Origin of the sequence: Streptomyces sp. MNU76 (genome assembly GCF_020982545.1) — a bacterium.
Taxonomy (GTDB): domain Bacteria; phylum Actinomycetota; class Actinomycetes; order Streptomycetales; family Streptomycetaceae; genus Streptomyces.
Genome location: NZ_JAJKLK010000019.1, coordinates 1249800 through 1263487, shown reverse-complemented (window position 1 = coordinate 1263487; position 13688 = coordinate 1249800). Strand labels below are relative to the sequence as shown.

Here is a 13688-nt window from a genome sequence, read left to right as displayed (position 1 = left end):
CGCTCGGCGAGGAGGGTGGCCGCGGGGTGAGAGGGGCACGCGCAGCCGACGCTACGCCGACGGGTGGTGCGGAAGCAGGGCTTCCCCTTAAGCCCTCCCGACGCGCGCGGCACATGCGTCCCTCGCCCCACGAACGTACGGCATGGCACCGACGTGCCACGCGTCCCCCGTACGGGCCAGAGGTCGCACCGAGGTCCGTCGGATGGCGGAAGCTGTCAGGTGTGACCCTCCGTGCCTCCACCGCCGTCCCAGCGTGCCCGTCTCATGTCGACGCGCGGGACATGGCCCTCGGAGGCTCGGCTCGCTTCGCGCAGGGGGGTCGCCTCCGCGCGGTAGTGGTCCAGGGCTCTCAGTTCATGGCCGGGCAGCAGGACCCCGTCGGCGCGGACGACACGCCACCAGGGAGCCGCGCCCCCGTAGAGGGCCATGACGCGGCCCACCTGGCGCGGGCCGCCCTCCCCCAGCCATTCGGCGACGTCCCCGTATGTCATGACCCGCCCCGGCGGGATCAGGTCGGCGACCTCGAGGACCCGCTCCGCGTACTCCGGCAGGGCGTCCGCCGGAAGGCTCTCCTCGCTCATCCGCCCCATCCTGCCCCACCCCACCGACAATGGGACGTGGTGGCCAAGGCGTGCGTCCCTCGCTGCGGGTGCGGTCTTCGGGCAGACTGTGCGCCCCCGCATTGCACCCTGATGCCCCTGTGTGCCCACCCGGCATGCCACCATCGTGCGGGCGGTGACCGGTGATACGAGACCAAGAAGAGACGATGAAGCAGCAGAGCGTGCATCCCGATGACGCGTCGGGCACCTCTGACGCCTCGTCGCGCCCGAACGCCTCCGAGGGGGGCGACGAGGGCACCGACAACGTCTCGGAGAAGGCCTCCGGCACCACCCCTCCCTCCTTCGGGAAGAAGTCCCCCTCGGCGCACGAGGACGAGCACGGCGACGAGGACGAGAAGCAGCGGGACGGGCAGGACGAGGACGACCTCGACGAGGCGCACGCCGAGGAGGTCGAGGGCGACGAACCACTGCTCCCCGCGCGCGTGCACCGTCCCTCCGACCTCATGCGGCTGTCGGTGGGCATCCTCGGGGTCATCGTCCTGCTGGCGATCGCCGCCTTCGCCCACGGCACCACCTCCGGACTCGAACAGGACATCAACAAGGGCACGGGGCAGGCGCCCGATCTTCTGATCAAGCTCGCCGGCCTGGGGTCGAGCATCGCGATCCTGCTCGTACCGGTCGCGTTCGCGATCGAACGGCTGATCAAGCGGGACGGACTGCGCATCGCCGACGGCGTGCTCGCGGCGGTGCTGGCGCACGGAGTGACGCTGGCGACCGACCTGTGGGTCGCCAGGGCCGCCCCGGACTCGATCCAGGAGGCGCTCACCCAACCCTCCCCCGGCGACATCCACGCGCTCACGGACCCCGTGCACGGCTACCTCGCGCCGGTCATCGCGTACATGACCGCCGTCGGCATGTCACGCAGACCCCGCTGGCGGGCCGTGTTGTGGATCGTGCTCCTGCTGGACGCGTTCTCGATGCTGGTCACGGGCTACACCACACCGTTCTCGATCATCCTGACGGTGCTGATCGGCTGGACCGTCGCCTACGGAACGCTGTACGCGGTCGGCTCCCCCAACGTCCGCCCGACCGGCCGGACGCTGATGGCCGGCCTCAGGCGGGTCGGCTTCAAGCCCGTGAGCGCGGCCCGTGAGGAGATCCCGGAGACGGCGGAGGGCGGGGACCGGGGCCGCCGGTACTTCGTGACGCTGGAGGACGGCCCACCCCTGGACGTCACCGTCGTGGACCGGGAGCAGCAGGCCCAGGGGTTCTTCTACCGCGTCTGGCGGCGTCTGACCCTGCGCGGCATCACCACCCGCCGCAGCCTCCAGTCGCTGCGCCAGGCCCTGGAGCAGGAGGCCCTCCTCGCGTACGCGGCCATCGCGGCCGGCGCCAACGCGCCGAAGCTGATCGCCACCTCCGAGCTCGGACCGGACGCCGTGATGCTCGTCTACGAGCACACCGGCGGACGCACCCTGGACTCCCTGGCGGACGACGAGGTCACCGACGAGCTGATGTCGGACACCTGGCACCAGGTGAAAGCACTGCAGTCGCGGCGGATCGCGCACCGCAGGCTCGTGGGTGACGCGATTCTGGTGGATCGTTCCGGCACGGTGATCCTCACCGATCTGCGCGTGGGCGAGATCGCGGCGGGCGACCTGGTCCTTCGCATGGACGTCTCCCAATTGCTGACGACTCTGGGCCTGCGGGTGGGCGCCGAACGCGCGGTGGCCTCGGCGGTCAGCGTGCTCGGCCCCGACGCGGTGGCCGACTGTCTGCCGATGCTCCAGCCCATCGCCCTGTCGCGCTCCACGCGCGCGACGCTGCGCAGGCTCGCCAGGGAGCGCGCCGAACGCGAGCGCGAGGCGGTCCTGGAGGCGTCCCACCTTGCCAAGCAGGCCCGTGCGGAGGAGCACAGCAGGGCCGCCGAGCCGGGCAAGGCCGCCAAGAAGGCCGTACGGGCCGAGCAGCGGGCCGAGAAGCGGGCGATCGACGAGGCCCTGGAAGGAGCCCGCGAGGAGGATCTGCTCACCCAGATCCGCCACCAGGTACTGCTGATCAGGCCCCAGGCACCGGTCGAACCGGCCCGGCTGGAGCGGGTCAAGCCGCGCACGCTGATCAGTCTCATCGCCGGTGCGATCGGCGCGTACTTCCTGCTGAGCCAGCTCACCCACATCGAGTTCGGACCGCTCATCGAGAACGCCGAGTGGGGTTGGGTCGCCGCCGCGGTGTGCTTCTCCGCGCTGAGCTATGTCGCGGCGGCGATGAGCCTGCTGGGCTTCGTGCCGGAGCGGGTGCCGTTCCTGCGGACCGTCGGGGCGCAGGTCGCCGGATCGTTCGTGAAGATCGTGGCGCCGGCCGCGGTCGGCGGTGTGGCACTCAACACACGCTTCCTGCAGCGCGCGGGGGTGCGGCCGGGGCTCGCGGTGGCGAGCGTCGGCGCGTCGCAACTCTTCGGACTCGGCTGCCACATCCTGATGCTGCTGGCCTTCGGCTATATGACCGGTACCGAGAAGACGCCGTCCCTGTCGCCGTCCCGCACCGTCATCGCGGGCCTGTTGACGGTCGCGGTGCTTGTGCTGGTGGTGACGTCCATCCCGTTCCTGCGCAAGTTCGTCGTGACGCGCGTGCGGTCGCTCTTCGCCGGTGTCGTGCCGCGCATGCTCGACGTGCTGCAGCGGCCGCAGAAGCTGATCACCGGCATCGGCGGCATGCTGCTCCTGACAGGCTGCTTCGTGATGTGCCTGGACGCCTCGATCCGCGCGTTCGGCAACGAGGACGTGTCGATCAGCATCGCCAGCGTCGCGGTCGTCTTCCTCGCGGGCAACGCGCTCGGTTCGGCGGCCCCGACCCCGGGCGGTGTGGGTGCCGTGGAGGCCACCCTGACGGTCGGTCTGATCGCCGTCGGCCTCCCCAAGGAGGTCGCCGCGCCGGCCGTGCTGCTCTTCCGTCTGCTGACCCTGTGGCTGCCCGTGCTGCCGGGATGGCTGGCCTTCAACCAGCTGTCACGCAAGGGCGCGCTCTAGCGGACGCCCACGCGCGCGTGGGCGTCTCGTCCGCCGCACGCCGTCCACGCGCGCGCGGCGGCACCTCTCAGCTCACCCGCACGGCCCGCGCCCCGAGCGATGCGCTCGGGGCGCCTCCAGGATGGGTGGCATGCCCCTCGCACCCCGCCCCCGTGCCGTCGCCGTGACAGCCATCGCCGTGCTGCTGTCCGTGACGGCGGCGGGCTGCAGCGGTGCCGCTCCGGGGGACGACGGGGACCTGACGAAGCAGAAGCTGAGCTGGAAGACCTGCGAGGCGCCGTCCGAGTCCCAGGGCGGTGGCACCGCGCCCTCACCGCTGCCGGACGGCGACGGCTGGCAGTGCGCCACCATGAAAGCGCCTCTCGACTGGGACGAGCCCGACGGCGACACCATCGGCATCGCACTGATCCGGGTCCGGTCCAGCACCTCCGGGAGCCGGCGCATCGGCTCACTCGTCTTCAACTTCGGCGGCCCCGGCCTCTCGGGGGTCAAGACGCTCCCCTCGTTCGGCGAGAAGTACGCGAAACTGCGTACCCGCTACGACCTTGTGAGCTTCGACCCGCGCGGCGTCGGACGCAGCGCCGGTATCCAGTGCGAGGACGACGAGGCACTCGACGAGTACTTCCAGCAGGACATGACACCGGACGACGCGTCCGAGCGGACGGAGTTCCTCGACAACACCAAGACGTTCAACTCCGCCTGTGAGGAGAACTCCGGCAGGACCCTCCCGCACGTCCCCACCACGGACACGGCCCGCGACATGGACCTCATGCGCCACGTCCTCGGCGACGACAAGCTCCACTACTTCGGCTTCTCGTACGGCACCGAGCTCGGCGGCGTCTACGCGCACCTGTTCCCCGAGAAGGTCGGACGTGCCGTGTTCGACGCGGTCGTCGACCCGACCCAGACCGCGGAGCAGGGCTCGCTCGGACAGGCCAAGGGCTTCCAGCGGGCGCTCGACAACTACGCCCGGGACTGTGTCTCCCAGGTGGCGGACTGCCCGGTGGGTGACACCGAGCAGGACGTCGAGGCCCGGATCGTCAAGCTGCTCGACGACCTCGACAGAAAGCCCATCCCCGGGGTCTTTCCGCGCGACCTGACCGAGACCGAGGCGCGGAACGGCATCGCCCAGGCCCTCTACTCCCAGGATCTCTGGCAGTACCTGACAGCGGGTCTGGAACAGGCGTACGACGGCGACGGCCAGGTGCTGATGCTGCTGTCCGACTCGTTGAACGGGCGCAGCGAGAACGGCGAGTACAGCAATATCTCCGCGGCGAACGTCTCCATCAACTGCGCGGACGACAAGCCGCGCTACACCACCGAGGACGTGGAGGCGAGACTGACCGAATTCCGGGCGGCCTCGCCCGTCTTCGGTGAGTGGCTCGCCTGGTCCCTGCTCAGCTGCACCGACTGGGCGGTCGCCGGCGCGGCCGACCACCCCGATGTGGGGGCCCGGGACTCGGCCCCGATCCTCGTGATCGGCAACACGGGCGACCCGGCCACACCGTACGAGGGCGCGCGGAGGATGGTCGAGGCGCTCGGACCGGGGGTCGGAGTGGGGCTGACGTACCGAGGGCAGGGACATGGCGCGTACGGCAGCGACAATGCCTGCGTCCAGACGGCCGTGGACGACTACCTGCTGACGGGGAAGGTACCGAAAGACGGCAGCGTCTGCTCGTGAACATGCAGGTCAGAACGTTATCCACAGGCCGTCTCGGCATTCCGGGCGGCCCGCATACCATGGCATGACCGCCATTCGGGACAACCGTCGGGCGGTGGAGCGAGAGGGGGGAAGTGCTCATGGCGCGTTTTCCACGGGGGGTGGCCCTGGCCGCAGCCGTGCTGCTGGTCGCAGGCTGCAGCGGCGGCACGGACGACGGAGCCGACGACGAGAAGGACGACGGCAAGGCCTCCGCATCCGCACCGGCGTCCTCGTTCGCGCCCCAGGAACTCGACTGGGGGCGCTGCGAGGCGACGTCGGAGGGGGCGGCGCCGGGCGACGAGTGGCAGTGCGCGACGCTGAAGGTGCCGCTGGACCACGCCGAATCGGACGGCGCGAAGATCGGGCTCGCACTGATCCGCAGCAAGGCGACCGGCGACGCCGACGAGCGGGTCGGCTCCCTCCTGTTCAACTTCGGTGGACCGGGCGGCTCCGGTGTCTCCATGCTCCCGTCGTACGCCGGGGTGACGAGCGAACTGCACAAGCGGTACGACCTGGTGAGCTGGGACCCGCGCGGGGTGGCCCGGAGCGAGGGGGTGCGCTGCCGCAGCGACAAGGAGATCCAGGCGGGCGAGTCGGTGGACGCCACACCGGACGACGCGATCGAGGAGACCGCCTTCTTCGAGGACGCGGCCGACTTCGGCGCGGGCTGCGAGAAGGGCGCGGGCGCACTGCTGTCGCACGTCTCCACCACCGAGACCGCCCGCGACATGGACCTCATGCGCCAGGTCCTCGGTGACGAGAAGATGCACTACTTCGGCATCTCCTACGGCACCGAGCTCGGCGGCGTCTACGCCCATCTGTTCCCCGAGAAGGTGGGACGCCTGGTCCTGGACGCGGTGGTCGACCCGACCGCCGACACGGTGGGCCACGCGAAGAACCAGGCCCTGGGCTTCCAGCGCGCCCTCGACAACTACCTGAAGTCCACCGGCCAGGACCCCGAGGCAGGCACCCGGAAGATCGGGAAGCTGCTGGAGCGCATCGACGCCGAGCCGCTGGCGACGACGTCCGGCCGTGAGCTCACCCAGACGCTGGCGACCACCGGGATCGTCCTGCCGCTCTACAGCGAGCAGAGCTGGCCCACGCTGACCAGCGCGCTCGACGCCGCGGAGGACGGCGACGGCACCGAGCTGCTGGCACTGGCCGACGGGTACAACGAGCGGGACCCGTCGGGCCACTACGGCACGACGACCCACTCCCAACGGGTCATATCGTGCTTGGACCAGAAGCAGCGGCCGACTCCGGAGGAGACGAAGAAGCTGCTGCCCGAGTTCCGGAAGATCTCTCCCGTGTTCGGCGAGTTCCTGGGCTGGGACACGGCGGGCTGGTGCCACGACTGGCCGGTACCCGGTCTCACGGACTCACCGGAGGTGAGCGCCCCCGGAGCCGACCCCGTCCTCGTGGTGGGCAACACCGGGGATCCGGCGACACCCTACGAGGGCGCGCGGAAGATGGCCGGGGAGCTGGGCGAGGGCGTCGGTGTGATGCTCACCTGGAAGGGCGAGGGTCATGGCGCGTACGGCAGCGGCAGCAGCTGTGTCGACTCGTCGGTGAACGCGTATCTGCTGGACGGCAGGGTGCCCAAGGACGGCAAGGTCTGCGAGTAGACCGGTGCGGCCACCGGCCTGCGGCTGTCCGGTGGGCAGCGCGAAGGGGCCCGGCACCCGTGGTGCCGAGCCCCTCCCTGAAAGCCGTTCGTCCGGTGAACCGGCCTGTTCGGGTTCGGCTAGTAGACCGGCTTGCTGGGCTCGATCTGGTTGACCCAGCCGATCACGCCACCGCCGACGTGGACCGCGTCGGCGAAACCGGCCGACTTCAGGACCGCGAGGACTTCCGCACTGCGGACACCCGTCTTGCAGTGCAGGACGATCTTCTTGTCCTGCGGGAGGGCCTCCAGGGCGGTGCCCATGAGGAACTCGTTCTTCGGGATCAGCTTGGCGCCCGGAATGGAGACGATCTCGTACTCGTTGATCTCGCGGACGTCGATGATCTCGATGTTCTCGCCGTCGTCGATCCACTCCTTGAGCTGCTTGGGAGTGATCGTCGAGCCGGCGGCCGCCTCCTGGGCCTCCTCGGAGACGACGCCGCAGAAGGCCTCGTAATCGATGAGCTCGGTGACGGTGGGGTTCTCGCCGCAGACGGCGCAGTTGGGGTCCTTGCGGACCTTGACCTGGCGGTACTGCATCTCCAGGGCGTCGTAGATCATCAGGCGGCCGACCAGCGGCTCACCGATACCCGCGAGGAGCTTGATGGCCTCGTTGACCTGGATGGAGCCGATGGACGCGCACAGCACGCCCAGGACGCCGCCCTCGGCGCAGGAGGGAACCATGCCCGGCGGCGGGGGCTCCGGGTAGAGGCAGCGGTAGCAGGGGCCGTGCTCGGCCCAGAAGACGGAGGCCTGGCCGTCGAAGCGGTAGATCGAGCCCCACACGTACGGCTTGTTCAGCAGCACGGCCGCGTCGTTGACCAGGTAGCGGGTCGCGAAGTTGTCCGTGCCGTCGACGATCAGGTCGTACTGGCTGAAGATGTCCATCACGTTCTCGGCCTCGAGCCGCTCTTCGTGGAGGATCACGTTCACGTACGGGTTGATGCCGAGGACGGAGTCACGGGCGGACTCGGCCTTGGAGCGGCCGATGTCGGCCTGGCTGTGGATGATCTGGCGCTGCAGGTTCGACTCGTCGACCTCGTCGAACTCCACGATGCCGAGCGTCCCTACGCCCGCCGCGGCCAGGTACATCAGCGCCGGCGAGCCCAGGCCGCCGGCGCCCACACAGAGCACCTTGGCGTTCTTCAGCCGCTTCTGCCCGTCCATCCCGACGTCGGGGATGATCAGGTGGCGGGAGTACCTGCGGACCTCGTCTACGGTGAGCTCGGAAGCGGGCTCGACCAGGGGTGGCAGCGACACGGGGACTCCGTTGGTCGGTCAATCACTACAGTTGTTCTCCCCGTAACACTGCCACGCCCTTTTTCATTCCGAGACACCCGTCCCAATCAGCGAGACGACTTCGTCCCAGTAGCCGGGCATCGTCTCCCAGGGGTCGATCCTCCCGTGGCGGTCGGTGCGGTCCGTGAGGTAGATCGTGGCGGCACCCTGCCAGCGGGCGATCCGCAGCGCCTCGTCGAGGTGACCGCGCGGGACGCCGTGGACGAAGTGGCAGAAGCGCTCGGGGGGATGGTCGGCGGTCCATTCGGCCACCTGCGACCACCGGTAGTCGCTCCAGGGGCCGGCGAAGGTCACCAGTTGGTCGGCGATCTCGACATACCCGGGATGCGGATGGGTGCCATGGCCGAGGACGACGTGGCCGCCGCCGAGGAGGGCACGGAGTGTGGTGACCGCGCGGCCGGTCTCGGCGAGGGAGCCGCGCTCGGTGGGACAGCGGTCCAGGAGGAAGCCGTCGACGAGGTACCAGTCGAGATAGCGGCGGGCGTCGGCGGCGATCTCGGCGAAGGCACGCGCCCCGAAAGTCATGTCCACCCGGCCGAGGACCTGGACGCCCGCGTTCCGCAACCGTCCGGCGGCCTCCAGACAGTGCCGGTCGGGGCGGGTGCCGGGGCCGTCGGAGACGTCGAGGGCGACCCAGTGCAAGGGGTGCCGGGCGGGTGAGTTCGCCCCATTCCAGTGGAGCGACGAGGGGTGGGCATAGCCGGGGACGCCGATGCCCTGGCTTAAGCCGGTGCGGGCGATGCCCGAGGGGGCGGGGGTCAGATACGGCATGCCGCCTCCATCCAGATGTCGGCGAGGGACTCCTCCAGGTTGATGCGGGGCCGCCAGCCGAGCCGGTCGCGGGCGGTGCGCACATCGGCCTGCTGCCAGCTGCCGCAGCCGTCCGGGTAGGGGTAGGAGACGGGCGCGGCGTGGTCGGGTTCGGGGCGGGGTGGCCGATGGTCGACCTGAGGGGGCGGGGCGTCCAGTTCGTGGAGGGCTCCCCCGTAGCCGGCGACGCGGGCGAGGACGGCCGCGGCGTCACGGAGGCGCACGGCGCGGCCCGAGCCGATGTTGATCACGCCTTGGGCGGCGGAGAGCGAGGCGGCGTGGACGGCGCGGGCGACATCGCGTACGTCGACGAAGTCGCGCTGGACGCCGAGGCCGCCGAGTTTGAGTTCGCCGTCGCCGGACTGCATGGCGCGGCGCATGGCTTCGGCGAGACGGCCGAGCGGGGAGCCGGCGGGCGTGCCGGGGCCGGCGGGTGAGAAGACCCGCAGGACCACGGCGTCCAGGCCGGAGCCGAGGACGAGTTCGGTGGCGGCGAGCTTGCTCACACCGTACGGGCCGCCGGGGCGGGGCACGGCGTCCTCGGCGGTGGAGGACCCGAGCTGGCTGGGACCGTACTCCGCGCCGCAGCCGAGTTGCACCAGACGTGCCCCGCAGCCGCTGCGGCGCAGGGCCTCGCAGACGGTGGCGACGGCGACGGTGTTGTGCCGGGTGAGTTCGCGGGCGCCGCCCCGGGTGGCGCCCGCGCAGTTGACGACCACTCCGGGGTGGACGGCGTCCAGGAAGCGGGTGAGCGCGCCGGGGCTGCCGGTGGCGAGGTCGAACCGTACGTCGGCGTCGTCGCCGCGGCCGAGCGCGGTGAGTTGGACGGCCGGGTCGGCGAGCAGACGTTCGGCGACGAAGCGGCCGAGGTATCCGTTGGCTCCGATCAGCAGGACCCTCATCGGGCGGCTCCCGGGGCGGGCTCTCCGGTTCGGGTGGTGATCATCTGGCGTTCTCCTTATGGGGTGGTGCCGTGGGTGCTGAGGTGGCCCGCGGTGTCGGCCCGGCGGGAAGGGACGTCCGGGACGGAAGCCCCGTGCGTCGATCGGGCTCGGATTTCGCGTGGCGGTACGGCCGTGGTGCGAAGCCCGAGGGGGTCAGGTCGCCCCGGGGGGCAGGGCGTGGGCCGAGGCCCGGGTGAGCGTGCGGGTGGCGTGGACGAGCAGGGTGAGCGCGGCGCCGCCGCACACGAGCGCGGGTACGGCCGCGGGACCCCAGGCGCGGGTGATCGTCTCGACGGGGGCGGCCAGGAAGGAGCAGCCGGGCAGGCGGCTCGCGAAGACCGTGCCCAGCGCGACCGCCTCGGCAAGCGCGGCTGCGCGGAGGGCGACCACCGGGGCCTGGGAGAAGCCGTGAGCGATGAGGAGACGCGCGAGCAGCAGGAGCGCCCCGAGGGCGGCGGCGCCCGCGTACTCGGTGGGCTCGTCCAGGACCGCCCCGCACAGCGCCAGCAGGGCGGCCAGGGCACCGAGGTGGAGTGCGGACACCCCGAGGACCAGGGGCTTCATGGACTCCGCGAACTCCGCGAGGCCGCGGCTGTTGCTGAGTTTGCGGCGGGCCCGCGCGGAGAGGAGGTGGGCGCACCAGACGGCGGGAGCGCAGGACAGGGCGAGCGCGAGTACGGGGGCGACGGCCAGGGGCCAGAGGCCGTGGGGCCCGCCTGTGAGTCCGGCGGTGAGCAGGCCGTCGCCGAGAAGGGCGTAGGCGATGAGCCAGCACGTCCAGGTGCGGGTGCGGCCCGCGGTGCCGGACGGTGCGCGCAGTGGACCCCGGTCGAGTGCCGCACGGAGGCCGAGCGCCACCGCGAGGGCGCCGAGGGCCGCGGCCACGAGACGGGGTTGGCCGTCGGTGAGCCGCACTCCGGCGACGCCCGCCGCGCACAGGGCGCCCGGCAAGAGGGCGAACACGGCCCAGCCACGGCGTGCGCCGGGCGCGCTCGGCACCAGCTCCCGCTCCGTGGGTTCCTCCCCGTCGCGCGACGCGCGTGCGTACATCTCCTCGGCGAGCGAGAACACGTCGCGGTGCCGGAAGCGGGCTGCCGTCCGGTCGGTCACCCCGTGGGCCTCCAGCCCGGCGGCGATCTCCAAGGGGTCGACCGCCCGCTCGCAGAGTTCCCGGTGCCGGTGCATCAGGGCCTTCACGGGGTCCACGGCACCGCGCCGGGGAGCAGACCGGGGTGCGGCCTCGGGCGGGGCAAGGTCGTCGTCCACCCGGAGCGCAGGACCGGGCGGGGCGACGAGGTCCCGCGAGGCCAGGGGGTCGCCCGAAGTCACGGCCTCCGGCGGGAGCTTCGCATCGCACCCGTCCAGTCCGTCCAGTCCGTCCAGTCGCAGCTCGCTCATCGCGCCCCCTCCCCCGCGGGCACCGGCTCCCCGGCGGCGGGGACCGACTCCTCGGCGGCGGGGACCGACTCCTCGGCGGTGACAGCCGAAGGCTCCTCGACAGCCCGCACCGAGCCCGCAGCCGACGTGGCCGCCGCTGCCGCTGCCGCTGCCGCCTGAGCCGTGCGCGGGGCCGAACCCGTGGCCACTGCCGGCTCCGTGGTCGCAGCCGCCGCCGTGGCCGCCGCCGAGGCCGTGGTCCCAGCAGCCGAAGTCCCGCCCGTCAGCAACGCCGCGTCCGGCCCCGGCACCCGGCTCCGCCCAGGCATCCCGTCCCGCCCGGACAGCACGTCCCGGCCCGACGTCGTAGCCCGCACGGGCGAGCCAACCGCCCACCGTGGCCGTCCGACGGCACCCCGCCCGGCCCCACCGCACCGGCGCCCGCCGCCGCGGCCGCGGAGATCCCCGCCCCGCCGGCAACCCCAACGACCCCGGCGACTCCCGCCACCCCAGCCACTCCCGCGACCCGAGGCCACCCGCCATCGGGCGGGACTCGGTCCAGCGGCCTGGGACGTGGGACTCGGCAGGGGACCCGAAGGGCAGTGGTCCACCGGTGTCGTCGAGGACGATCCTGTGCACGGGGGCGTGGGAGACGATCTCCAGGTAGATGCCACGAAATGCCGCGACGTTCTGCTCCACCGTGAAGAGTTCGAGGGCACGGGCGCGGGCGGCCGCGCCCAGGCGCGCACGGCGCTCGGGTTCACGCAGGAGCGCCACGCACGCTTCGGCGAGCGCCCGCGGATTACGCGGGGGGACGACGAGCCCGGTGCCGCCGATGACCTCCACGACAGCCCCCACGTCGGTGGAGACGGTGGGCCGACCGCAGAACATGGCCTCGACCAGACTGATCGGGAAGCCCTCGACCACACTCGACAGCACGACCACCGCCCCGGCACCGTACGCCTCGGCGAGGTCGGGAACGGCCGGGTCACCGATCTCCTCGAAGGAGACGGGGTGGTCGCCGACCGCGTGGACACCGTCCGCCTCGTCGGGGAAGAGCTGCGCGGCGAGGGCCTTGCAGTGGCCCAGATAGGCGGTGGCCTCGGCCCCCGCGGCCGCTCCGACGATCCTGAGCCGCGCCCTCGGCTCCGCCCGCCGGACCTCGGCGAAGGCATGCAGCAGCGAGATCAGGTCCTTGGCGGGCTCGATGCGGCCCACCCACACCAGCGTGTGGGGGTCCGCGCACGCCGGCGACTCGCCCACCTCGGCGAAGCGGGCGGCGTCCATGCCGGGGTAGACCGTACGGATCTTGGCTCGGTCGGCGCCGCAGCGCTCCTGCCAGCGGCGGGCATGGGTGTTGCCGGGGGTGAGGCAGGCGGCCCGCCGGTACACCTCCGCCGTCAGCCGCCGGTGGAAGGCCGCGAGGAGCGCGCGTACCGGCGCCTGTCCCGAGGTCCCGAGGTAGTGCGCCCGTAGCGGCACGCCGTACTCGGTGACCAGGAGCGGCACCCCGTGGAAGTGACGGGCCAACAGTCCGGGCAGCGCGGCCGACCCGCCCGCCGCCGCATGGCACAGGTCGACGGCGCCGAGCCCGTCGTCCTCGTACCAGTCGAGCGAGAGGGGGCGCAGGGCGCGTTCGAGATGCGAGGCGACCGTCAGCAGATCCGGGACACGAGCCTCGCGCGCCCCTCGCAGTGCGCCCGGCGCGCGACAGGCGCGCTCCAGCGTGCGGACGGCGGCCTCGGAACGCAGCGCACCGACGAGTCCGCCCTCGTCCCGGGCCAGTTCGGCAAGCCCGTACAGCGCGTTGCCGAAACGGTCCGCCTCAGCACCGGCCGCACCATCGAGACCATCCACGGCGGGACCGTCGAGGCCCTTCGCGACCGCCCCTTCGAGGACCGTTCCGGTCACACCTCCGATCCCGCCCGCAGTTCCGACCCCGCCCGTTCCGCCGGCTCCCCCCGAACAGACAGCCGCCACCAGCTCCCCGTACGCCTCAGCGAAGCGCCTTCGCGCGCGTCGGCCATGGACGATCCCGTCGTCCTCGGCCGTCCACAGCGGGGCCGTGCGGACCCGGCGGACCTGTGGCGGCAGCGGGATCCAGCCCTCGTCCTCCTGCCGCTCGCTCCGGCTGAGCGCGTAGACGTCGAACTCGTCTCGCTCCAGCCCACGTACGAGTCGGTCGCACCAGAGCCTGGCGTCACCGCTCACATACGGATAGCCACCCTCCGTAAGCAGTCCGATGCGCACGCGTGCACCCCCGATCTCCCGTTTGAGGAGCCGCCGTTCGCCCGGCGGCCCGCAGCG

At 72.0% G+C, this 13688-nt stretch carries 8 protein-coding genes; 3 read left to right on the top strand and 5 right to left on the bottom strand.

Features of this window, described 5'->3' with window-relative positions; all coding sequences use genetic code 11:
- Positions 1-215: 215 nt before the first annotated feature.
- Entirely contained in the window at positions 216-581 is a 366-nt protein-coding gene (locus tag E4N62_RS32185) for an MGMT family protein (RefSeq protein WP_308185924.1), read from the bottom strand.
- 185 nt (positions 582-766) lie between these two features.
- On the opposite strand from E4N62_RS32185, the gene E4N62_RS32180 reads away from it, so the two are divergent.
- The 3 genes from E4N62_RS32180 to E4N62_RS32170 all read left to right on the top strand — a co-directional run bounded on the left by E4N62_RS32180 (position 767) and on the right by E4N62_RS32170 (position 6913).
- Positions 767-3586, top strand: coding sequence for a lysylphosphatidylglycerol synthase transmembrane domain-containing protein (locus E4N62_RS32180; protein ID WP_230219987.1), 2820 nt, complete (start codon positions 767-769; stop codon positions 3584-3586).
- Between the two features lie 130 nt (positions 3587-3716).
- The gene (locus E4N62_RS32175; protein ID WP_230219985.1) at positions 3717-5267 is read left to right on the top strand and encodes an alpha/beta hydrolase; all 1551 of its coding nucleotides are present in this window, start codon (positions 3717-3719) and stop codon (positions 5265-5267) included.
- Between the two features lie 119 nt (positions 5268-5386).
- A complete protein-coding gene (locus E4N62_RS32170; protein WP_230219983.1) occupies positions 5387-6913 on the top strand; it encodes an alpha/beta hydrolase in 1527 nt (508 codons plus the stop codon).
- 119 nt (positions 6914-7032) lie between these two features.
- On the opposite strand, the gene moeZ is transcribed toward E4N62_RS32170, so the two are convergent.
- From moeZ to E4N62_RS32150, 4 genes are all read right to left on the bottom strand, one after another.
- Entirely contained in the window at positions 7033-8211 is a 1179-nt protein-coding gene (gene moeZ / locus E4N62_RS32165; protein ID WP_184899170.1) for an adenylyltransferase/sulfurtransferase MoeZ, read from the bottom strand.
- Positions 8212-8274: 63 nt separating this feature from the next.
- Positions 8275-9021 carry a spherulation-specific family 4 protein gene (locus E4N62_RS32160; RefSeq protein ID WP_230219981.1) on the bottom strand — a complete coding sequence of 249 codons (747 nt, stop codon included), beginning with the start codon at positions 9019-9021 and terminating at the stop codon, positions 8275-8277.
- Positions 9009-9962, bottom strand: coding sequence for an NAD(P)-dependent oxidoreductase (locus E4N62_RS32155; protein WP_230219978.1), 954 nt, complete (start codon positions 9960-9962; stop codon positions 9009-9011). Before E4N62_RS32155 ends, E4N62_RS32160 begins: the two co-directional genes overlap by 13 nt.
- A gap of 195 nt (positions 9963-10157) precedes the next feature.
- Positions 10158-13631 carry a DUF3492 domain-containing protein gene (locus E4N62_RS32150; protein WP_230219976.1) on the bottom strand — a complete coding sequence of 1158 codons (3474 nt, stop codon included), beginning with the start codon at positions 13629-13631 and terminating at the stop codon, positions 10158-10160.
- Between the last annotated feature and the right edge of the window lie 57 nt (positions 13632-13688).